This window comes from Hydrogenophaga pseudoflava (assembly GCF_031020795.1).
In the GTDB taxonomy this organism is placed as follows: domain Bacteria; phylum Pseudomonadota; class Gammaproteobacteria; order Burkholderiales; family Burkholderiaceae_C; genus Hydrogenophaga; species Hydrogenophaga pseudoflava_A.
Genome location: NZ_JAVHJP010000003.1, coordinates 389,332 through 411,263 on the forward strand (window position 1 = coordinate 389,332; position 21,932 = coordinate 411,263).

17 protein-coding genes are annotated in these 21,932 nt (G+C 68.4%); 14 read left to right on the forward strand and 3 right to left on the reverse strand.

The window, feature by feature from the left end; all coding sequences use genetic code 11:
- Window positions 1–69 precede the first annotated feature (69 nt).
- The 6 genes from miaB to mdoH all read left to right on the forward strand — a co-directional run bounded on the left by miaB (window position 70) and on the right by mdoH (window position 8,614).
- Window positions 70–1,410: a tRNA (N6-isopentenyl adenosine(37)-C2)-methylthiotransferase MiaB gene (gene miaB, locus RCO38_RS11445; RefSeq protein ID WP_308328439.1), complete on the forward strand. Its 1,341-nt coding sequence runs from the start codon at window positions 70–72 to the stop codon at window positions 1,408–1,410.
- A 4-nt stretch (window positions 1,411–1,414) separates the two neighbouring features.
- Window positions 1,415–2,833, forward strand: coding sequence for a HAMP domain-containing sensor histidine kinase (locus RCO38_RS11450; protein WP_308328440.1), 1,419 nt, complete (start codon window positions 1,415–1,417; stop codon window positions 2,831–2,833).
- On the forward strand, window positions 2,823–3,506 hold the full coding sequence (locus RCO38_RS11455; RefSeq protein WP_308328441.1) for a hypothetical protein: 684 nt from the start codon (window positions 2,823–2,825) through the stop codon (window positions 3,504–3,506). The genes RCO38_RS11450 and RCO38_RS11455 overlap by 11 nt, the downstream gene beginning before the upstream one ends.
- Window positions 3,503–4,900: a sigma 54-interacting transcriptional regulator gene (locus RCO38_RS11460; protein WP_308328442.1), complete on the forward strand. Its 1,398-nt coding sequence runs from the start codon at window positions 3,503–3,505 to the stop codon at window positions 4,898–4,900. Before RCO38_RS11455 ends, RCO38_RS11460 begins: the two co-directional genes overlap by 4 nt.
- A gap of 190 nt (window positions 4,901–5,090) precedes the next feature.
- Window positions 5,091–6,659 (forward strand): glucan biosynthesis protein G, encoded by a 1,569-nt coding sequence (locus tag RCO38_RS11465; protein ID WP_374694537.1) that lies wholly within the window; start codon window positions 5,091–5,093, stop codon window positions 6,657–6,659.
- Window positions 6,632–8,614, forward strand: coding sequence for a glucans biosynthesis glucosyltransferase MdoH (gene mdoH / locus RCO38_RS11470; RefSeq protein ID WP_308328443.1), 1,983 nt, complete (start codon window positions 6,632–6,634; stop codon window positions 8,612–8,614). The genes RCO38_RS11465 and mdoH overlap by 28 nt, the downstream gene beginning before the upstream one ends.
- A 48-nt stretch (window positions 8,615–8,662) precedes the next feature.
- Here mdoH and RCO38_RS11475 read toward each other — a convergent pair whose 3' ends face one another.
- Window positions 8,663–9,289, reverse strand: coding sequence for a hypothetical protein (locus RCO38_RS11475; RefSeq protein ID WP_308328444.1), 627 nt, complete (start codon window positions 9,287–9,289; stop codon window positions 8,663–8,665).
- A 46-nt stretch (window positions 9,290–9,335) separates the two neighbouring features.
- On the reverse strand, window positions 9,336–10,706 hold the full coding sequence (ffh, locus tag RCO38_RS11480; protein WP_308328445.1) for a signal recognition particle protein: 1,371 nt from the start codon (window positions 10,704–10,706) through the stop codon (window positions 9,336–9,338).
- A 147-nt stretch (window positions 10,707–10,853) separates the two neighbouring features.
- On the opposite strand from ffh, the gene RCO38_RS11485 reads away from it, so the two are divergent.
- The 8 genes from RCO38_RS11485 to RCO38_RS11520 all read left to right on the forward strand — a co-directional run bounded on the left by RCO38_RS11485 (window position 10,854) and on the right by RCO38_RS11520 (window position 20,978).
- Window positions 10,854–11,657 (forward strand): cytochrome C assembly family protein, encoded by an 804-nt coding sequence (locus RCO38_RS11485; RefSeq protein ID WP_308328446.1) that lies wholly within the window; start codon window positions 10,854–10,856, stop codon window positions 11,655–11,657.
- Window positions 11,658–11,661: 4 nt separating this feature from the next.
- Window positions 11,662–11,898 carry a PP0621 family protein gene (locus RCO38_RS11490; protein WP_308328447.1) on the forward strand — a complete coding sequence of 79 codons (237 nt, stop codon included), beginning with the start codon at window positions 11,662–11,664 and terminating at the stop codon, window positions 11,896–11,898.
- A 27-nt stretch (window positions 11,899–11,925) separates the two neighbouring features.
- Window positions 11,926–13,719 carry a sensor histidine kinase gene (locus RCO38_RS11495; RefSeq protein WP_308328448.1) on the forward strand — a complete coding sequence of 598 codons (1,794 nt, stop codon included), beginning with the start codon at window positions 11,926–11,928 and terminating at the stop codon, window positions 13,717–13,719.
- A gap of 7 nt (window positions 13,720–13,726) precedes the next feature.
- The gene (locus RCO38_RS11500) at window positions 13,727–15,211 is read left to right on the forward strand and encodes a sigma-54-dependent transcriptional regulator (protein ID WP_308328449.1); all 1,485 of its coding nucleotides are present in this window, start codon (window positions 13,727–13,729) and stop codon (window positions 15,209–15,211) included.
- Window positions 15,192–15,812 carry a 1,6-anhydro-N-acetylmuramyl-L-alanine amidase AmpD gene (ampD, locus tag RCO38_RS11505; protein WP_308328450.1) on the forward strand — a complete coding sequence of 207 codons (621 nt, stop codon included), beginning with the start codon at window positions 15,192–15,194 and terminating at the stop codon, window positions 15,810–15,812. The genes RCO38_RS11500 and ampD overlap by 20 nt, the downstream gene beginning before the upstream one ends.
- A 332-nt stretch (window positions 15,813–16,144) precedes the next feature.
- On the forward strand, window positions 16,145–18,991 hold the full coding sequence (locus RCO38_RS11510) for a ribonucleoside-diphosphate reductase subunit alpha (RefSeq protein ID WP_308328820.1): 2,847 nt from the start codon (window positions 16,145–16,147) through the stop codon (window positions 18,989–18,991).
- A 141-nt stretch (window positions 18,992–19,132) separates the two neighbouring features.
- A complete protein-coding gene (locus RCO38_RS11515) occupies window positions 19,133–20,281 on the forward strand; it encodes a ribonucleotide-diphosphate reductase subunit beta (RefSeq protein ID WP_308328451.1) in 1,149 nt (382 codons plus the stop codon).
- A 190-nt stretch (window positions 20,282–20,471) separates the two neighbouring features.
- Window positions 20,472–20,978, forward strand: coding sequence for a histone (locus RCO38_RS11520; protein WP_308328452.1), 507 nt, complete (start codon window positions 20,472–20,474; stop codon window positions 20,976–20,978).
- 67 nt (window positions 20,979–21,045) lie between these two features.
- Here RCO38_RS11520 and RCO38_RS11525 read toward each other — a convergent pair whose 3' ends face one another.
- Window positions 21,046–21,927, reverse strand: coding sequence for a carbohydrate kinase family protein (locus RCO38_RS11525; RefSeq protein WP_308328453.1), 882 nt, complete (start codon window positions 21,925–21,927; stop codon window positions 21,046–21,048).
- Window positions 21,928–21,932 lie beyond the last annotated feature (5 nt).

Sequence of the window (21,932 nt, forward strand, 5' to 3'; positions counted from 1 at the left end):
TCTGCCGGGCCGCCAGTGCGGTCCCCCTTCCTGGGGGAAGCCGCGTCAGCGGCGCAGGGGGTGACTCCCATGTCTAGAAAAGTCTTCATCAAAACCTTCGGCTGCCAGATGAACGAGTACGACTCGGACAAGATGGCCGACGTGCTCGGCGCCGCCGAGGGCTTCGAAAAAACCCAGGACCCCGAAGAGGCGGACCTGATCCTGTTCAACACCTGCTCGGTGCGTGAGAAGGCGCAGGAGAAGGTGTTCTCCGACCTCGGCCGCGTCAAGCACCTCAAGAAAAAGGGCGTGCTGATCGGCGTGGGCGGCTGCGTCGCCAGCCAGGAAGGCGCCGAGATCATCAAGCGCGCGCCCTTCGTGGACGTGGTGTTCGGCCCGCAGACCCTGCACCGCCTGCCCGAGATGCTCAAGGCGCGCGACCGGCTGAACCAGCCGCAGGTGGACATCAGCTTCCCCGAGATCGAGAAGTTCGACCACCTGCCGCCCGCGCGCGTGGAAGGCGCCTCGGCCTTCGTCTCCATCATGGAAGGCTGCAGCAAGTACTGCAGCTACTGCGTGGTGCCCTATACCCGAGGTGAAGAGGTCAGCCGCCCGTTCGAGGACGTGCTGGTGGAGGTGGCCGGACTGGCCGACCAGGGCGTCAAGGAAGTGACGCTGCTGGGCCAGAACGTCAACGCCTACCGCGGCAAGATGGGCGACACCGACGAGATCGCCGACTTCGCGATGCTGATCGAGTATGTCGCCGAGATCCCAGGCATCGAGCGCATCCGCTACACCACCAGCCACCCCAACGAGTTCACCCAGCGTCTGATCGACACCTACGCCAGGGTGCCCCAGCTGGTGAGCCACCTGCACCTGCCGGTGCAGCACGGCTCGGACCGCATCCTCATGGCCATGAAGCGCGGCTACACCGCCATGGAATACAAGAGCACGATCCGCAAGCTGCGCGCGATCCGGCCCGACCTGTCGATGAGCAGCGACTTCATCGTCGGCTTCCCCGGCGAGACCGAAGAAGACTTCCAGAAGATGATGAAGCTGATCACCGACGTCGGCTACGACAGCAGCTTCTCCTTCATCTTCAGCCCGCGCCCCGGCACGCCCGCCGCCAACCTGCCCGACGACACACCGCACGCCGTCAAGCTTCAGCGCCTGCAGCACCTGCAGGCCGTGCTGGAAGAAAACGTGCGCCGCATCAGCGCCAGCCGCGAAGGCACGGTGCAGCGCATCCTGGTCGAAGGCCCGTCGCGCAAGAACGCCGCCGAACTGATGGGCCGCACCGAATGCAACCGCATCGTCAACTTCGACGGCGGCCCGAACAGCGCACGCCTGGTCGGCCAGATGATCGACGTGAAGATCACCCAGGCGCTGCCGCACTCGCTGCGCGGCGAGGTGCTGGTGCGCGAAGCCTGATGACATGAAGGGGTTGCGCTTTTCGTTTCCCCAGCTGCTGCTCGTCGCGTTCCTGCTCATAGGTTCGCTGCTGGGAGCGACCGCGCTGCGCGCGCTGTTCACGCTCGAGGGCCTGATGGCGCAGAGCCGCGACGGCGCGACACAGGCCATCGAGCTGAACACCGCAGCGCAGTCGCTGTCGGAGCGTGGCGTCGCCATGGAGCGTTCGGCGCGCCAGTCGCTGGTGCTGCGCGACGCGCAGCTGCGCCAGCGCTTCCTGGAGGCTTCGGGCCAGGCGCGCGACATCCTGGTGCGGCTGCAGGACCACGAGGTGTCGCCCGATCTGGTGGGCCGCTGGCGCCAGCAGCTCGACGACATCACCGCCCTGCTGGACGGCCCGCCCGAGACCGCGCTGGAGCGTGAACCGGAGGTCGCCCTGGCGTTCCGCGAACTGGACGGCCACAGCGCCGCCATCGCGCAGCAGGTGCAGGCCATCATCGGCGGCCGCAACGCCGCGCTGCAGGCGCGCTTCGAGCGCAACCGCCAGCAACTGGCGGTGCAGGTGGGCGGGTCGATCGCGCTGGCGGTGGCGATGGCCATCGGCTTCGGCATCTGGCTCGCGCGCCCGCTGCGCCGGCTGGAAAAGGCCATCATCGGCCTGGGCGAGAACCGGCTGGACGAACCGATCGAGGTGCCCGGCCCGCCCGACATCCGCAGCGTGGGCCAGCAGTTGGAGTGGCTGCGGCTGCGCCTGACCGAACTGGACGCCGACAAGGCGCGCTTCCTGCGCCACATCTCGCACGAACTCAAGACCCCGCTGGCCTCGCTGCACGAGGGAGTGGCCGTGCTTGGAGACGGCGTGGCCGGCTCGCTCAATCCCGACCAGGCCGAAGTGGTGCGCATCCTGCAGGGCAACACCCTGGCGCTGCAGCAGCAGATCGAGGCGCTGCTGCGCTTCAATGCCGCCGCCTTCGAGGCGCGCCAGCTGCGCCGCGAGCCGACCGACATGCGCGCGCTGGCGGAAAGCCAGGTCGAGGCCCAGCGCCTGCGCTGGCAGTCGCACCAGCTCGATGTGCAGGTCGAGGGGCCCGCCGTGGTGCTGCCGGTCGACCGCGACAAGATGGCCTCGGCCATCGGCAACCTGCTGTCCAACGCGATCCGCTTTTCGCCTTTTGGCGGCCAGATCCGCCTGTTGCTGGCGACGGCGGCCGGCCGGGTGCAGATCGACGTCAGGGACCAGGGACCGGGCGTGGCGCCCGACGACCGGGGCCGCATTTTCGAACCGTTCTACCGGGGCGAACGCCAGCCCGCCGACGCGGTCAAGGGGACCGGCATCGGCCTGTCCATCGTGCACGAGTACATTCTGGCCCACGGGGGTCGCATCGAGCTGTTGCCCGATGGCCCCGGCGCCCACTTCCGCATCGAACTTCCCCATGCATCCTGACCTCCGGCGGCCGCGCCTGCGCCGCACCGCCACCGCCTTCCGGACCTTGCCGGCGCTCGGCCTGGTGCTGGCGCTCGCCGCCTGCAACACACCGCCCAGAGCACCGGTCGACCTGCCTCCGCCGCCACCGCCGCCCAGCACCGCAGCGCCCGAGCCGGGCATGCAACCGGTCATCCCGCCAATGCCCGCTCCCGAGCCCTCTGCCGCCACCCGCGGCGCGGCGCCTGCCACGCCACCGGTCACCACCTCGCCCCTCGCGTCGGCCCTGCTTTACGCCGACCGCCTGCGCACCATGGGGCCCGGCGAACTCGCAGCCGAGCAGGCCCAGATCGGAGAGCCCGGCGGCTCGGCCGAGCGGCAGATGCAGCTGGCCCTGGTGCTGTCGCAGACCCATGTGCCCGTCGACACCGCCCGCGCGCTCGGTCTGCTGCAGCGCGTGGCGGCCAGCAACGCGCCGGAAGCCCTTGAGCTTCGGCCGCTGGCCCGGCTGCTCGCCGGGCGCCTGCACGAAGCCCGGCGCCTGGAAGACCAGGCCGACCGGCTGGCGCAGCAGCTGCGCGAATCGCAGCGCCGCATCGACGTGCTCAACGACCGGCTCGAAGCCATGCGCGCCATCGAGCGCAGCCTCACACCGCGCGCCCCGGCCTCCGGAGGCGCACGCCCTTCGCCATGACCACCACCCCGGTCCGCGCCCGCCTGCTGGTCGTCGACGACGACGCCGACATGCTGCGGCTGCTGTCCATGCGGCTGGGCGCCGCCGGTTACCAGGTCACCGCTGTCGGCTCGGCCGAGGCGGCGCTCAGCCAGCTCGACATCGACCGCCCGCAGCTGGTGCTCTCCGACGTGCGCCTGCCCGGCAAGGACGGGCTGGCACTGTTCGACGAGATCCGCAGCCGCCATCCGTCGCTGCCGGTGATCCTGCTGACCGCCCACGGCACCATCCCCGACGCGGTCGAGGCGACGCGGCGCGGCGTGTTCACCTACCTCACCAAACCCTACGAAGCCAAGGAACTGCTGGAGCGCATCGGCCAGGCCCTGGCGCTGAGTGCGCCTGCGCTGCCGGCCAGCCCGGCCGATGAGGCCTGGCGTGCCGAGATCGTCAGCCGCTCCAACCGCATGGCCGACCTGCTGGCCGAAGCCCGCCTGATGGCGCAAGGCGACGCCAGCGTGCTGCTGCGCGGGGACAGCGGCACCGGCAAGGAGCTGATGGCGCGCGCCATCCACCGCGCCAGCCGCCGCGCCCGCAAGCCCTTCGTGGCGGTCAACTGCGGCGCGATTCCCGAGGCACTGCTCGAGTCCGAGCTGTTCGGCCACATGAAGGGCGCCTTCACCGACGCCCACGCCAACCACAAGGGCCTGTTCCAGGCGGCCGACGGCGGCACCCTGCTGCTCGACGAGATCGGCGACATGCCGCCGGCGCTGCAGGTCAAGCTGCTGCGCGTGCTGCAGGAAAAGGCGGTGCGGCCGCTGGGGTCCAGCCAGTCGATCCCGGTGGACGTGCGCATCATCTCGGCCACCCACCGCGACCTGGAAGCGGCCATGGCCGAGGGCCAGTTCCGCGAAGACCTCTACTACCGCCTCAACGTGGTCACGCTGCACCTGCCCACCCTGGCCGAGCGGCGCGAGGACATTCCCCTGCTGGCCAACCACTTCCTGGCCCAGCTGGCGGCCAAGTACGGCAAACGCAGCTCGGGCTTCGCGCCCGAGGCGCTCAAGGCGCTGACCATGGCCAGCTGGCCGGGCAATGTGCGCCAGCTCTACAACGTGGTCGAGCAGGTCTGCGCGCTCTCGACCACGCCGCTGGTCTCGCTGGCCCTGGTGCAGCGCGCGCTGCGCACGCCCTCGGTGGAAGTGCTGAGCTTTGCCGAGGCGCGCCAGCGCTTCGAGCGCGAGTACCTGGTGGGCCTGCTGAAGATGACCGACGGCAATGTGGCCGACGCGGCCCGGCTGGCACAGCGCAACCGCACCGAGTTCTACCGCCTGCTGCAAAAGCACGCCCTGACCCCGGGGCTGTTCAAGAGCGACCCCGAGGGAGGCGACGCACAGGACCCTGTCGCCGCTTTGTGACAGCTCTTTCTCTTTGATTTAAAACGGTTTTTTTTCACCACCCGATGCCGCTGTCGCCGGATGGCGACAAAAATGGCATCCGGACCGGCCTGTTTTTGAACGCACCGCCGTTTTTTGGCTGATTTTGATCGTAAGTCGTTGATTCATTTGAGAATCTTCGACCTGGCATAGGGTTTGCCCTTAACAGGGCATGCCTTGGCCCATCTCCCCCCGTCTCTCTTCGTCGCGCGCGCTCCAGCGAGGCCTGGGCGCGCTGCTGTTTGCTTGGCTGGCCGCGGGTTTCAGCGCGGTTCAGGCCATGGACTGGAACGCCCTGGGCGAGCTCGCCCGCCAGCGCGCGCAATCTCCGTTTCAACCGGTTGGCGACAAACTGCCCGTTGACCTGGCCGCGCTCGACTACGACCAGATGCGCGACATCCGCTTCCGCACCGAGCGCTCGCTCTGGCGCGACCGGTCGCTGCCTTTCGAGGCCCAGTTCTTCCACCTGGGCCTCTACCAGAAGCAGGCCGTGCGCCTGCACGAGCTCTCGCCCGAGGGCGCCAGCGACCTGCCCTACCGGAGTGCGGACTACAACATGGGCCGCAACACGGTCGACCCGACGGCCTGGGGCGACCTGGGACACGCGGGCTTCCGCCTGCACTACCCGCTGAACAACACCGCCTACAAGGACGAGCTGGTGGTGTTCCTGGGCGCCAGCTACTTCCGCGCCCTCGGCGCCGGCCAGCAGTACGGTCTGTCGGCGCGCGGCCTTGCCATCGACACCGTGGGCGGCCAGGGCGAAGAGTTCCCGCGCTTCACCGATTTCTGGCTGCAGCGCCCGGCGCCTGGAGCCACCGAGGTCACCGTGCTGGCCCTGCTGGACTCGCCGCGCGCCAGCGGCGCCTACCGCTTCGTGATCCGCCCCGGCGCCAGCACCACCATGACCGTGACGGCCCGGCTGTTCCTGCGCGTGGGCGCCGGCCCGGTGAACACGCTCGGCCTGGCACCGCTGACCAGCATGTTCCTGCACGGCGAGAACCAGCCCAACGCGAACGACTTCCGCCCCGAAGTGCACGACTCCGATGGACTGCTGATGCACACCGGCGATGGCGAATGGCTGTGGCGCCCGCTGCAGAACCCCGCCCAGATCTCGGTCGCCAGCTTCACCATGCGCCAGCCGCGCGGCTTCGGCCTGATGCAGCGCGACCGGCGCTTCGCCAGCTACGAGGACGTCGAGGCCCGCTACGAGCGCCGGCCCAGCGCCTGGGTGCGCCCGCTGGGCGACTGGGGCCCGGGCCGCGTCGAGCTGCTGCAGCTGCGCACGCCCGACGAGACGCACGACAACATCGTCGCCTACTGGGTGCCGGCCGCGCTGCCGGCGCCCGGCCAGCCGCTGGACTTCGCCTACGAGCTGTCCTGGCAGGGCGATGCCCAGCAGACGCCGCCTGGCGCCTGGGTGGTGCAGTCGCGCCGCGGCTACGGCTACACCAAGCTGAGCGCCGGCGAACAGCAGCGCCAGCCGCAGTTCGTGCTCGACTTTGCCGGCCCGGCGCTGGAGGCCCTGCCTGCTGAAGCCGCGGTGCGGGCGATTGCCAGCGCCGACGCCAACGGCCGCATCGCCGAGGTCCTGACCTATCCCCACCCGACCCAGCGCGGCTGGCGGGTCACCCTTCGCGTCGAGCGGCTCGACCCGGCCCGTCCGGTCGAGCTGCGCGTCTTCCTTCAACACCAGAACGACACACTGAGCGAAACATGGACACACGCCGTCTTGCCCGAGTGAGCGCGCCCCTGCACGCCCGCAGCCTGTTGCGCGAAGAGCGCCACCCCAATGCGGTGACCGCACCGCCGCTCAACCGCGGCTCCATGGCACCCCGGCCATGGCGCGGGTTCTGGAACAGCCTGGGTTCGGGCGCGCTGGCCACGGCCAGCCGCCTGCTGCCGCCCCGGGAACCCCGCACCGCAGTGCCCATGGCCGAATGGCAGCGCGCGGCCGAACGCCGCCGCCTGGCCTTCCTGGTGCTGACGGTGGTGAGCACGGTGCTGGCCGCCGTTCTGTTCAGCGCCGCCCACCCACCGGGCAGCACGCCCTGGGTGCAGGGCCTGTACACCGCGCTGTTCGTGGTGCTCTCCGTCTGGGTCGTCACCGGTTTCGTCACCGCGCTGATGGGCGCCTGGGTGATGCTGTTCGGTGACCGGCACTCGATCTCGGCCGCCTCGGTGCGCCACCATGCGATGAACCCCGAGGCACGCACCGCCGTCATCATGCCGATCTGCAACGAGGACGTGGCCACGGTGTTCGCCGGCCTGCGCGCCACCTGCGAGTCGCTGGCCGCCACCGGCCACGCGCGCCAGTTCGATGTCTTCGTGCTTTCAGACAGCAACGACGCCTCGATCATCGGCGCCGAACGGGAGGCCTGGGAGCAGCTGCGCGCGGCCCTGGTGTCGCAGCCGGGTCAGCCCGCCGTGGAGGTGTACTACCGCCTGCGCAAGCGCCGCACCCACCGCAAGGCCGGCAACGTGGCCGACTTCTGCCGCCGCTGGGGCAAGGACTACCGCTATATGGTGGTGCTCGATGCCGACAGCGTGATGAGCGGCAACTGCCTGAGCTCCCTGGTCAAGCTGATGGAAGCCCACCCCGACGCCGGCATCATCCAGACCGCCACCCAGGCCATCGGTCACCAGACCCTGCATGCCCGGGCCCAGCAGTTCGCCAGCCGCGTGACCGGTCGCCTGTTCACCCTGGGCATGCAGTTCTGGCAGCTCGGCGAGTCGCACTACTGGGGCCACAACGCCATCATCCGCATCGAGCCCTTCATGCAGCACTGTGCGCTGGCGCCGATCAAGGGCACGGGTGGCATGTCCGGCGGCATCATGAGCCACGACTTCGTCGAGGCCGCGCTGATGCGCCGCGCCGGCTACCACGTCTGGCTGGTCTCCGACCTCACCGGCAGCTACGAGCAACAGCCGCCCGACCTGCTGTCCGAACTGCAGCGCGACCGCCGCTGGTGCCAGGGCAACCTGCAGAACGCGCGCCTGATCGCCGAGCCCGGCCTGCACCGCGTGCACCGCGCCATGTTCGCCATCGGCACCATGTCCTACCTTTCGGCACCGATGTGGCTGGCCTTCCTGCTGCTGGGCATGGCCATGCTGGTCTCCGGCCCCAACCTGCCGGATGCGTGGCAGGCCCTGCCCGGCAAGGCCGGTGGCCTCTGGGCCTGGACCCTGTGCCTGCTGTTCCTGCCGCGCGTGCTGGGCGTGCTGGCCGTGCTGCTCAAAGGCGAGCAGCGCAGCTACGGCGGCACCGGCCTGCTGCTGGGCAGCGCTGCGCTGGAAAGCGTGATGGCCGTGCTGCTGGCCCCGATCCGCATGGTGGGGCATTCGATCTTTGTCGTGGTCGCCATCACCGGCATCAAGCTGGAATGGAAGTCGCCGCCGCGGGAAGCCGTGGGCGTGGCCTGGGGCGATGCCCTGGCGCGTCTGGCCCCGGTGTCGCTGGCGGTCGCCTCGCTCCTGGCGCTGGCCAGCCTGATCAACCCGGACGCCCTGCCCTGGCTGTTGCCGGTGGCCCTGCCGCTGCTGCTGGCGGTGCCGGTGACCGTGCTGACCGGCCACGTGGGCCTGGGCACCTGGGTGCGCAACCGTGGCGCACTGCTGATCCCGGAAGAATCGTGGTCGCCCGCCGTGCTGCGCCGCGCCTGGCGCCACGCCAGCCGTCTGGCGCTGAAGGCCGTCTGACGCGGGCACCGCGTTCGCCACGCCAGCCGCCCCACGGGGCGGCTTTTTTCATCGCTTGGGCGGCTGGAGGTAGCGCTGGTCCGACCAGGTGGCGAGCCACTGAGGCACGAAGGCCACGAAAATGGCGCCGAACATGCCGGTCAGAAAGGCATCGCCCCAAGCCATGAGCCAGCGGGCCACCAGAGACTGGTCACGGGCGGGCTCACCGGCCAGCCACTGCAGCCCTTCGAACAGCAGACCGGCGAGGAACACCGCCGCGGCCGTGCCCAGAAATGCGCGCCCCAGGGTGTACACGAACGGATTGGGCGGCAACCAGCGCCGCAGCAGCGCCCCGATGCCCAGCGCCAGCGTGGCCGGCACCAGGCCGATCCAGACCCATTGCTGCAGGACCGCCAGGGGCGCCGCCTGCCCCACCGCCCAGACCACCGCCGCGATGCCGGCCAGCACCAGCACCGCCAGCGGCCAGCCGAGCATCAGCACCAGCAGGCAGGCCCCCGAGAGTTGCACCTGCAGGCCCTGCGGCATCTTCTGCGGCAGCAGCCACAGCCAGGGCAGCATCGCCAGGGACGCCAGCGCCGGCGTGAACAGGGGACCACGCAGCATGCGCCACGGCCGCAGCCAGAGAGCCACCGCCACACACAGCACCGCGATCGACAGGTTCAGGGCCGTCCACATGGGAGGCGAGTATGGGCGGCGGAGCGCGCAATCCGCTTGACTTCAGTCAACCCATGCCGGGCATCTTGGGGAGCCCCTTCATGCCCCCCATGCGCTTCATCATCTTCATCAGGCCGCCGCCCTTCATCTTCTTCATCATGCCCTGCATCTGCTCGAACTCCTTGAGCAGGCGGTTGACTTCCTGGACATGCACGCCAGCGCCGGCGGCGATGCGGCGCTTGCGCGTGGCCTTGATGATCTCGGGCTTGCGGCGCTCGGCCAGCGTCATGCTGCAGATGATGCCTTCCTTGCGCTTGATGTCCTTCTCGGCGCGGTTCAGGTCGGCCTCGCTGGCCTTGGCCGCCAGGTTGCCCGGCAGCTTGTCCATCAGGCTGGACAGTCCGCCCATCTGCTTCATCTGGCGCAACTGGTCGAGGAAGTCGTTGAGGTCGAAACCCTCGCCGCTCTTGACCTTGGCGGCCAGCTTCTGTGCGGCCGCCATGTCCACACCGGCGGTGACCTGCTCGACCAGGGCCACGATGTCGCCCATGCCCAGGATGCGGCCGGCGTGGCGCTCGGCGTCGAACACCTCCAGGCCGTCGATCTTCTCGCTCACACCGGCGAACTTGATGGGCGCGCCCGTGACCTGGCGCACCGACAGGGCGGCACCGCCGCGCGAGTCGCCGTCCATCTTGGTCAGGACGATGCCGGTCAGCGGCAGCGCCTCCTTGAAGGCCTTGGCGGTGTTGACCGCGTCCTGGCCCTGCATGGCGTCGACCACGAACAGGGTTTCGACCGGGTTGAGTGCGCCGTGCAGCTCCTGGATCTCGCGCATCAGCGCCTCGTCGATCGCCAGCCGGCCCGCGGTGTCGACCAGCAGCACATCGACATAGTGCTTCTTCGCGTAGTCCAGCGCGGCGCGGGCGATGTCCAGCGGCTTCTGGTCCGGCGAACTCGGGAACCACTCGGCGCCGGCCTGCGCGGTCACGGTCTTGAGCTGTTCGATGGCGGCCGGGCGGTAGACGTCGCCCGAAACCGTCAGCACCTTCTTCTTGCGCTTCTCGATCAGGTGCTTGGCCAGCTTGGCGGTGGTGGTCGTCTTGCCCGCGCCCTGCAGGCCGGCCATCAGGATCACCGCCGGCGGCTGGGCCGCGAGGTTGATGTCCGACACGCCGTCGCCCATGGTGGCCGCCAGTTCGCGGTTGACCACGCTGACAAGCACCTGTCCCGGTGTGAGCGAGCCCACCACATCAGCGCCCAGCGCCTTCTCCTTCACGCGGGCAATGAAGTCGCGCACCACCGGCAGGGCCACGTCGGCCTCCAGCAGGGCCATGCGCACCTCCCGCAGCATGTCGGTGACGTTGCTCTCGGTGATGCGGGCCTGGCCCCGCATTTCCTTGACGATGCGTGACAGGCGGTCGGAAAGGGCTGAGGCCATGATGTGGTGAGGAAGTGGGGGTGGTGGCGGCGTGACGCCATGGTCCGGTCGCGTGGCGGAACCGGCGGTTCGCACGGCCAAGACGCTTTAAACTCCAGAGGCGATTTTAGCCGCCCGCCCACCGGCCACCGGCCTCCAATCCCCTTCATGACCCTCCTGCCCGCACTCACCTCCAACCCGCCTGCGGCGCTGCTGTCGGCGGTGGCGGCGCTGGCGTACGCCTTCCTGGCCTGGGCCCATCCCCGCCTGTCGCAGCGGCAGACCCGGGGCGTGCTGGCCACGGCGTGGGTGCTGCACCTGTTCGTGCTCGGTTCTGCCCTGCTGGAAACGCCGGCGCGGTTCGGGTTTGCCCCCGCGCTCTCGGTGACGGCCTGGCTGGTGCTCACCGTCTACCTGATCGAGAGCCGCATGTACCCGCAGCTCAAGGCCCGCTGGACGCTGGCGGTGCTGGGCACCCTGGCGGTGCTGCTGGCGCTGTTTTTTCCGGGCGCGCAGTACCACGCCCTGCCGTCGAGCTGGATGCCGCTGCACTGGGCGCTGGGCATCGCCTCCTACGGCCTGATCGCGGCCGCCGTGGTGCACGCCTGGCTGATGCAGCGCGCCGACAAGGCGATGCGCCTGGGCGCCACCAGCGACACCTCGATGCCGCTGCTGACCCTGGAGCGCCTGACCTTCCGCTTCGTGGCCGCGGGCTTCGTGCTGCTGACCGCCACGCTGGTGGTGGGCGGGTGGTTCTCCGAACTGATCAACCAGCGCTGGGTGTGGAACCACAAGACCGCCTTCTCGGTGCTGGCCTGGCTGACCATGGGCGTGCTGCTGCTGGGGCGCTGGCGGCTGGGCTGGCGCGGCCGCGTGGCCATCCGCATGCTCTACCTGGGTGCCGGCTTCCTGCTGCTGGGTTATGCCGGCTCGCGCTTCGTGCTCGAAGTGGTGCTGCAACGCGCCGGGTGACCCTATGAAATACCTGCTGGTCCTGCTGGTGCTGCTGTTCGCGTTCTGGATCTGGCGCAACAACCGCCAGACCGCCGAGCGCAACGACGCGCCCAAGCCCAAGGCCCCGCGCGGTCCGGTGGCCATGATCGCCTGTGCCCACTGCGGCACCCATGTGCCCGAGGCGGAGGTGGTGCAAGGCCCCACGGGCCGGTACTGCTGCGCCGAGCACCGCCGCCAGCACGAAGCCTCCGCCCGCTGAGTCCCGGCACGCGGCCCACGCTCTAACATGCCCCAGGAACCGCCTTCCCATTTCGCGCCCTCCTGGTTTTCCACCCTGGAAGCCGGCGACAGCGTGCTGAACCGCCAGCACCACGTGCGCGCCTACGTGCGCCTGTGGCGCGCCTTCATGCGCGCCCGGGTGCTCATCGCCATCGTGCTGCTGGCGCTGCAGGTGTTCCTGCTGCGCAGTCCGGGCGCCGGACCGACTTGGCTGGTGGCCGTGTGTGCGCTGCACCTGACAGCGGCGCTGGCCGTGCTGATCTGGACCCGGCCTCCGGCCCCCGGGCGTGCCTTCGGGGGGCAATGGCTGCTGACCATCGGGGTCGACCTGGCGGCGTTCGGTGTGCTGCAGTATTTCCAGCAGTCCGGCATCAACTACACACCGCTGTTCGCCCTGCCGGTATTGATGGCCTCCATCCTGGGCTCGATCACCCTGGCGCTGGCCACCGCCGCCGTGGTCACCCTGTACCTGCTGGGCGAAGCGGCCCTCAGCGCCCCGCTGCTCAGCGAGGTGTCCACCTCGCGGTTCCTGCAATCGGGGCTGACCGGCACCGGCTTCTTCCTTGTCGCGTTCCTGGCCAGCCAGCTGGCCCAGCGACTGGCGCGCGAGGAGGCCCGTGCACGCAGCAGCCAGGCCGCTGCCCGCACCCAGGCCCAGGTCAACGAACTCATCATCGAGAGCCTCAGCGAAGGAGTCATGGTGGTCGACCGCCACGGCGTGGTGCGCAACGCCAACCCCGCCGCGCAAGGCATGCTCATGGGCGAGGCCTACCCGCAGGCCGCCAAGTTGCTGCTGTCGGCGCGCACCGGCTGGGAGGAACTGGCCCGGCTGGTGGACCAGACCTTCCTGCGGGGCCAGGAGCTGGAATCGGAGGTCCGGGTGGACCTCGACGAGTTCACCACCCACCGCCTGTTCGCCCGCACGCGGCTGACCAGCGCCCAGAGCGCCCGCCCCACCGAGCTGTGCGTGCTGTTCCTGGAGGACCTGCGCGAGGTCGAGGCGCGCGTGCGCACCGAGAAGCTCGCCTCCATGGGCCGCATGTCGGCCGCGGTGGCACACGAGATCCGCAACCCGCTGTCGGCCATCACACAGGCCAACGCCCTGCTGGACGAGGAGGTCTCCGAAGCCGGGCAGAAGCGCCTGACGCGCATGATCGACCAGAACGCCCAGCGCCTGGCCAAGATCGTGGACGACATCCTCAACGTGGCCCGCGCGCAGCCCAGCCAGGGCGAGACGGCGCCCGCCCTGCCCCTGGACCAGACGGTGCGCTACATCACGCACGAGTGGAACCGCCAGGCCCAGGCCCAAGGCGTGCTGGGAGTACACCCCCACGCGCCGGGCACCCACATCGCGTTCGACCCCGAACACCTGCGCCGCCTGCTGATCAACCTGCTGGACAACGCCTTGCGCCACGCCAGCCGCAGGCCGTCTTCCGTGCGGGTGATCACGCAGCCCAGCGGTCCCGACCGGGTACGCATCTCGGTGTGGAGCGACAGCGCGCCGCTGGAGCCGGGCGTGCTCAAGCACCTGTTCGAACCCTTCTTCTCGTCCGAGAGCCGGTCCAGCGGACTGGGGCTGTACATCTGCCGCGAGCTGTGCGAGCGCTACGGCGCGCAGATCGCCTACCAGCGCAGCCGGCTCGACCAGAAGGAAGGCAATGAGTTCTACATCCTGGCCCCCACCCTGCAGGGCGGCGCGCGGGCTCCGGTGCAGCAAAGCCTGACCTATCCTGCGGGGGACTCGATGCCTCCGCCCTCGCGGCCGTCCACCAACGGACCACCGTCCCTGTCCACGCTCTGAGCGCCCCATGCCCGCTTCTTCCACAGCCTGTGTGCTGGTCGTCGACGACGAACCGGATCTGCGCACTCTGTACGAACTCACCCTGCTGCGCGAAGGGCATGAAGTCGTTTCGGCGCCCGACCTGGCCCAGGCCCGGGAATGGCTGGGGCAGCGGCGCTTCGATGTCCTGATCTCCGACATGCGCCTGCCCGACGGCCTGGGTCTGGAGCTGCTGCGCGAACTGGGCGAACAGCAGCGCACCGAAAAGACCATTGTGATCACCGCCTACGGGTCGGCCGAAAACGCCGTCGAGGCCCTCAAGAGAGGCGCCTTCGACTACCTGACCAAACCGGTGGACCTCAAGCAGCTGCGCGCCGCGGTGCAGGCGGCCCTGCAAAGCCAGCGCCATCCGGTGGCGGGCGCGCCGCGCCACGGCGCGGCCACCGAAACCCCGCGCACCGCGTCACCGCCCTCCGCCGGCGTGCAGGCACTGCAGCGCATCGTCGGCGCCTCGGCGGTCATGCAGCAGATCCGCCAGCGCATCGAGAAGGTTGCGACCAGCATGGCCCCGGTGCTGATCCTGGGCGAGTCGGGCACCGGCAAGGAGCTGGTGGCGCGCGCCGTGCACGAGTGCAGCCACCGCGCCGACGGTCCGTTCGTGGCCGTCAACTGCGGAGCGATCCCGGACAACCTCATCGAGGCCGAGTTCTTCGGCGCCCGCAAGGGAGCCTACACCGGTGCCAGCCACGACCGGGAAGGCTACTTCCAGGCCGCCAAGGGCGGCACGCTGTTCCTCGACGAAATCGGCGACCTGCCGCTGGGCATGCAGGCCAAGCTGCTGCGCGTGATCCAGGAACGGCGCGTGCGCCCGCTGGGCGGCGTGCAGGAGGAGGCGGTCGACGTGCGGCTGGTCAGCGCCACGCACAAAGACCTCGCCACCCTGGTGCGGGACGGCCACTTCCGCCAGGACCTGTTCTACCGGCTCAACGTGATCGGCCTGCGCACGCCACCGCTGCGGGAACGGCGCGAGGACCTGCCCGGACTGGTCGACGCGCTGCTGCACCGCATCTGCAGCGAAACCGGCCAGCCGACGCCCGCACTCACCGCCGACGCCCTCGCCTGGCTGCAGGCGCGCGAGCTGCCGGGCAACGTCCGCGAGCTGGAAAACCTGCTGCAACGCGCACTGGCGCTGAGCGCCGGTAGCGAGCTGCAGGCGCAGGACTTCGCGGACCCGGGCGACGCCATGGACACCGGCTTCGCGGACACCGCGGCGCGCAGCGCGCTGTCGGAAGCCGCCGAGGTTCCGACCACCCAACCCGACACCATCCCCGACGACCTGCAGAGCTATCTGGACGAGCAGGAACGGCAGGTGCTGCTCAAGGCGCTCAAGGAATGCGACTACAACCGCACGGCCGCCGCCAACCGCCTGGGGCTCAACCTGCGGCAGATCCGCTACCGCATCCAGCGACTGGGGATCACCATGCCCTCCGACGATGACGACAGCACCACCTGACGCGGACGACTGGGCCGGCGGCTGGCTGCGCTCGGCGCAGCACATGGTCTCGCCGAACGCCAACGAACGCCCGGCGGGTGCCGTGGTCGACCTCATCGTGCTGCACTCGATCAGCCTGCCGCCGGGCCGCTACGGCGGACCGGAGGTCGAGCAGCTGTTCACCAACCGGCTCGACTGGTCGGCCCACCCCTACTTCGAACAGATCCGGGGGCTGGAGGTCTCGACCCATTTTTTCCTGCGCCGCGACGGGCACACGGTGCAGTTCGTCGACGCCGACCGGCGCGCCTGGCATGCCGGCGTCTCATGCTGGCGCGGCCGCGAGCGCTGCAACGACGACTCGATCGGCATTGAGCTCGAGGGCCTCGAAGGCCAGACATTCGAAGACGCGCAGTACCAGGCGCTGACGCGTCTGTGCCGGCAACTGGCCGGCCGCTACCCGATCACCCACATTGCCGGGCACGAGCACATCGCTCCCGGCAGAAAGCTCGATCCCGGCTCCGGCTTCGACTGGGCCCGGCTGCAGCGCGAACTGGGCTGGGACCATCGGTGCTTTCCCGGGTGCGTGATCACCAGATTCGACCCGGACCCGAACGCCGCCTGAGCGGCACCATCTCCTCGCCGCGCGTTGCCAGCAACCGTGCGGACTTCCACGCGGAATCCGCGCGGAACGCGCGCCGGCGCTGGATTCCGGCACCCGCGCCGCGCACCGACGCTGCACCACACCGGACCTGGGCACCTCGCCCGAGCGGCGGTTATTTTGCCTGACGAAAAAGACCGCAGCTTTTTCCCGGCACACTACCTGTAGTGGCTTGAACCACCCCTGGACACCAGATATAGTGTGCGCCGCACCAGCCGAACCATCGGCGCCACAACACAAACGAAAGAGGAACCATGCTGACCGTCACGTCCACCGCATCCCCCAACGCCCCCCACATGCCCACCGGAAGCACCGGCGCCACTGCCGAGCCCGCCGGAGCCTCCGTGCTGACCCAGTACCAGATCATCCGTCGCAACGGCGCCGTCGTGCCGTTCGAACCCAGCAAGATCGCGGTGGCCATGATGAAGGCGTTCCTGGCGGTGCACGGCACCCAGGGCGCCGCGTCGGCCAGCGTGCGCGAGACCGTGGACGCGCTGACCCAGACGGTGGTGCGCGCACTGATGCGTTCACGCCCCGGCGGCGGCACCTTCCACATCGAGGACGTGCAGGACCATGTCGAGCTGGGCCTGATGCGCGGCGGCCACCACGAGGTCGCACGCGCCTATGTGCTGTACCGCGAGCGCCGTGCGCAGGAACGCGCCCACCAGGCCGAGACGGCCAAGCCGGCCGAAGCGGCCCTGCACGTGATGGACGGAGGTCGGCGCGTGCCGCTGGACATCGCCGGACTGCAGGGCCTGATCGAGGCCGCCTGCGCCGGCCTGGGCAAGGACGTCAAGGCCGAGCCCATCGTCGCCGAGACCAAGCGCAACCTGTACGACGGCGTGCCCATCGAGGAGGTCTACAAGGCGGCCATCCTCGCCGCCCGCACCCTGATCGAGAAAGACCCGGACTACACCTACGCCACGGCGCGCCTGCTGCTGCACACCGTGTTCAAGGAGGTCCTGGGCGAAGAGGTACCGCCCACCGAACGTGGTCCGCGCTATGCCGACCACTTCCCGCAGGCCATCAAGAAGGGGGTGCAGAACGAGCTGCTGGACGAGAAGCTGCTGCAGTTCGACCTGGCGCGCCTGGGCGCCGCGCTCAAGCCCGAGCGCGACCTGCAGTTCGACTACCTGGGTCTGCAGACCCTGTACGACCGCTACTTCCTGCACGTGCGCAAGCAGCGCATCGAGCTGCCGCAGATCTTCTTCATGCGCGTGGCCATGGGCCTGGCGCTGAACGAGATCGACCGGGAAGCCCGCGCCATCGAGTTCTACGAGGTGCTGTCCTCGTTCGACTTCATGTCGTCCACGCCCACGCTGTTCAACGCCGGCACACTGCGCTCGCAACTCTCCAGCTGCTACCTGACCACGGTGCCCGACGACCTGGACGGCATCTACGAGTCGATCAAGGAAAACGCGCTGCTGTCCAAGTTCGCCGGCGGCCTGGGCAACGACTGGACCCGCGTGCGCGCCCTGGGCGCCCACATCAAGGGCACCAACGGCGAATCGCAGGGCGTGGTGCCCTTCCTCAAGGTGGTGAACGACACCGCGGTCGCGGTCAACCAGGGCGGCAAGCGCAAGGGCGCGGTCTGCACCTACCTCGAAACCTGGCATCTGGACATTGAAGAGTTCCTGGAGCTGCGCAAGAACACCGGCGACGACCGCCGCCGCACCCACGACATGAACACGGCGAACTGGATTCCCGACCTGTTCATGCGCCGTGTGATGGAAAAGGGCGACTGGAGCCTGTTCTCGCCCAACAACGTGCCCGACCTGCACGACAAGTTCGGCGCCGATTTCGAACGCGCCTACGTGGCCTACGAGGAGAAGGCCGCCCGCGGCGAAATCAAGCCCTACAAGAAAGTGCCGGCCGTGGACCTGTGGCGCAAGATGCTCTCGATGCTGTTCGAGACCGGCCACCCCTGGATTACTTTCAAGGACGCCTGCAACGTGCGCAGCCCGCAGCAGCATGCCGGCGTGGTGCACAGCTCCAACCTGTGCACCGAGATCACGCTCAACACCAGCGACACCGAGACCGCCGTCTGCAACCTGGGCTCGGTCAACCTGCACCGCCACCTCAAGGATGGCCAGCTCGACCACGCCAAGCTGCAGAAGACGATCAACACCGCGATGCGCATGCTCGACAACGTGATCGACATCAACTACTACGCGGTCAAGAAGGCGCGCGACTCGAACCTGCGCCACCGCCCGGTCGGCCTGGGCCTGATGGGTTTCCAGGACGCGCTGTACGAACTGCGCATCCCCTACGCCTCCAACGAGGCGGTCGAGTTTGCCGACCGCTCGATGGAAGCCATCTGCTACTACGCCTACTGGGCCTCGACCGAACTGGCGCGTGAGCGCGGCCGCTACAGCAGCTACCGCGGCTCGCTGTGGGACCAGGGTCTCCTGCCCCCCGACACGCTGGACCTGCTGGCGCGCGAGCGCGGCGGCTATGTGGACGTGGATCGCTCGGCCACGCTGGACTGGGACGCCCTGCGCAAGAAGATCGCGCAGGACGGCATGCGCAACTCCAACTGCGTGGCCATCGCGCCCACCGCGACCATCTCCAACATCATCGGTGTGGATGCCTCCATCGAGCCCTGCTTCGGCAACCTCTCGGTCAAGTCCAACCTGTCGGGCGAGTTCACCGTCATCAACAGCTACCTGGTCAAGGACCTCAAGCGCCTGGGCCTGTGGGACGACGTGATGGTCATGGACCTCAAGCACTTCGACGGCTCGCTGCGCCCCATCGACCGCGTGCCGCAGGACGTGAAGGCGCTCTACGCCACCGCGTTCGAAGTGGAGCCGATGTGGCTGGTGGAAGCCGCCGCGCGGCGCCAGAAGTGGATCGACCAGGCGCAGAGCCTGAACATCTACATGGCCGGCGCGTCGGGCAAGAAGCTCGACGAGACCTACAAGCTCGCCTGGCTGCGCGGCCTCAAGACCACCTACTACCTGCGCACCACCTCGGCCACGCACGCCGAGAAATCCACCGGTCGTACCGGCCAGCTCAACGCGGTGTCGGCCCATGGCGGCGAGCCTGCGATGAACGCCGCACCGGCGACAGCGATGGCCGCCGAGCCCGCGACCGACATCAAGTTCTGCGCGATCGACGACCCGGGCTGCGAAGCCTGCCAGTGATGCCTGCGCTCATGCGCGTGATGAAGCTGTCGCACCTTGCGCTTTTTCGATGCGACACCGCAACACAAAACATTCATCGCGCGCATGAGTCCTTTGCATTTCATGCCGACACTTCGATAATCCGCTGAATTGGACACCACCATGTTGACCTGGGACGAACAAGTCACTCCCTCCTCGAAGCCCGCTCTTCAAACATTGCCACCCACCTCGTCGGGTGCGCAAGCTGCAGTGTCCTCCCCCGCTTCCACGTCCGCCACCCGCAGCAGCGAGCAGCGCCGCGTCAACGTGGCCGACAAGCGCATCATCAACGGCCAGACCGACGTCAACCAGCTGGTGCCCTTCAAGTACAAGTGGGCCTGGGAAAAGTACCTCGCCACCTGCGCCAACCACTGGATGCCGCAGGAAGTGAACATGAGCCGCGACATCGCGCTCTGGAAAGACCCCAACGGCCTGACCGAAGACGAGCGCCGCATCGTCAAGCGCAACCTCGGCTTCTTCGTCACCGCCGACTCGCTGGCCGCCAACAACATCACCCTGGGCACCTACCGCCACATCACGGCGCCCGAGTGCCGCCAGTTCCTGCTGCGCCAGGCCTTTGAAGAGGCCATCCACACCCACGCCTACCAGTACATCGTGGAGAGCCTCGGCCTGGACGAAGGCGAGATCTTCAACGCGTACCACGAGGTCCAGTCCATCCGCAACAAGGACGAGTTCCTGATCCCGTTCATCGACGCGATCATGGACCCCGCCTTCAAGACCGGCACACCTGAGGCCGACCAGACGCTGCTCAAGTCGCTGATCGTGTTTGCGTGCCTGATGGAAGGCCTGTTTTTCTACGTCGGCTTCACGCAGATCCTGGCACTGGGCCGCCAGAACAAGATGACCGGCGCCGCCGAGCAGTACCAGTACATCCTGCGCGACGAGTCCATGCACTGCAACTTCGGCATCGACCTGATCAACGCGATCAAGCTCGAGAACCCGATGCTCTGGACCCCGCAGTTCAAGGCCGAGATCAAGGAGCTGTTCCTCAAGGCCGTCGACCTCGAATACCAGTACGCCGAAGACACCATGCCGCGCGGCGTGCTGGGCCTGAATGCGTCGATGTTCAAGGGCTATCTGCGCTACATCGCCAACCGCCGTGCGACGCAGATCGGCCTGGAGCCGCTGTTCCCGAACGAAGAGAACCCGTTCCCCTGGATGAGCGAGATGATCGACCTCAAGAAGGAACGAAATTTCTTCGAGACCCGTGTCATCGAATACCAGTCCGGCGGAGCGCTGTCCTGGGACTGATGCCTCATCCCATGTTCACCGAATCACAAAGCCCTGCCCCAGACGTTCCGGCGTCCGGGGCAGGGCTTTGTCACAGGATTCAAGGCCTTGGCGCCATCCGTGGATGCATCCACGGCGCCAGGTCCCTGAATCACTTCCGCGGAGATCTCCCGCGCGAAGTGCTCTTTGCAACTTGATCAAGGAGAAAACAATGGCAACTGCGAAAAAAGCCCCGGCCAAAAAGGCCGCTGTGAAGAAGGCCGCCCCGGCCAAGAAGGCTGCTGCACCGAAGAAGGCCGCCCCGGCCAAGAAGGCTGCTGCTCCGAAGAAGGCCGCTCCGGCCAAGAAGGCTGCTGCTCCGAAGAAGGCCGCTCCGGCCAAGAAGGCTGCTGCTCCGAAGAAGGCCGCTCCGGCCAAGAAGGCCGCTGCTCCGAAGAAGGCCGCTCCGGCCAAGAAGGCCGCTGCTCCGAAGAAGGCCGCTCCGGCCAAGAAGGCTGCTGCTCCGAAGAAGGCCGCTCCGGCCAAGAAGGCCGCTGCTCCGAAGAAGGCCGCTCCGGCCAAGAAAGCCGCTGCCCCCAAGAAGGCCGCCGTCAAGAAGGCAGCCCCCGCAAAAAAAGCTGAGCCGGCCAAGAAGCCGGCAGCCCCTGCGGCCCCTGCAGCGCAAACCAAGCTGAACCCTCAGGCTGCCTGGCCGTTCCCGACGTCCAGCAAGCCCTGAGTCGTCCTCCGGGATGATTGACAAGCCCGGCGTGAAAGCGCCGGGCTTTTTCATTTCCGAGCCCGCCTCAGAGCGTGTAGTTCTGGCCGCCCCGGCAGGCGATCTTGGTGGCGCCCAGGCGGTTGCCCAGTTCCGCGCAACGCTCCAGCGACCAGCCTTGTGACAGTCCGTGCAGCAGCGCCGCACGGAACGCGTCGCCGCAACCGGTCGGATCCACCACCGCAGTGGCCGGCACGCCGGCCACCCGCGTCTGGCGACCCTGCTCATACACGTCGCAGCCGTGCTCGGCCAGGGTCACGACCAGCCCTTTGACCTGCGCGGCGATCTCCGCCAGGCCCAGACCCGTGCGGTCACTGAGCATCTTGCCTTCATAGTCGTTGACCGCCACCCAGCTGGCCATCGACACGAAGCGGCGCAGCTCCTCACCGTTGAACATCGGCAGGCCCTGACCGGGGTCGAAAACGAAGGGAATGCCCGCGTCGTGCAGCTGTTGCGCGTGCTCGAGCATGGCGTCCCTGCCATCCGGTGCCACGATCGCCAGACGGATGCCCGCGTCGACCGGGACGCGGTTCTCATGGGCCTGCGACATCGCACCAGGGTGGAACGCCGTGATCTGGTTGTTGTCGCGGTCGGTCATGATCATGGCCTGTGCGGTGTAGTTGTCCTTCGTGGTGCCGATGAAGCGCGTGTCCACACCCAGGCCCTGCAACCGCGACAGGTAGTCCTGCGCGTCGTTGCCGACCATGGCCAGCGGCATCGCATCGGACCCGAGCTGCCGCAGGCCGTAGGCGATATTGCCGGCGCAGCCACCGAATTCCCGGCGCATGCCGGGAACCAGGAACGACACGTTGAGGATGTGCAGCTGGCTGGGCAGGATCTGTTCGGCGAAACGACCTTCGAAGCTCATGATGGTGTCGAACGCCAGGGAGCCGCAGATGAGAATGGACATGATGA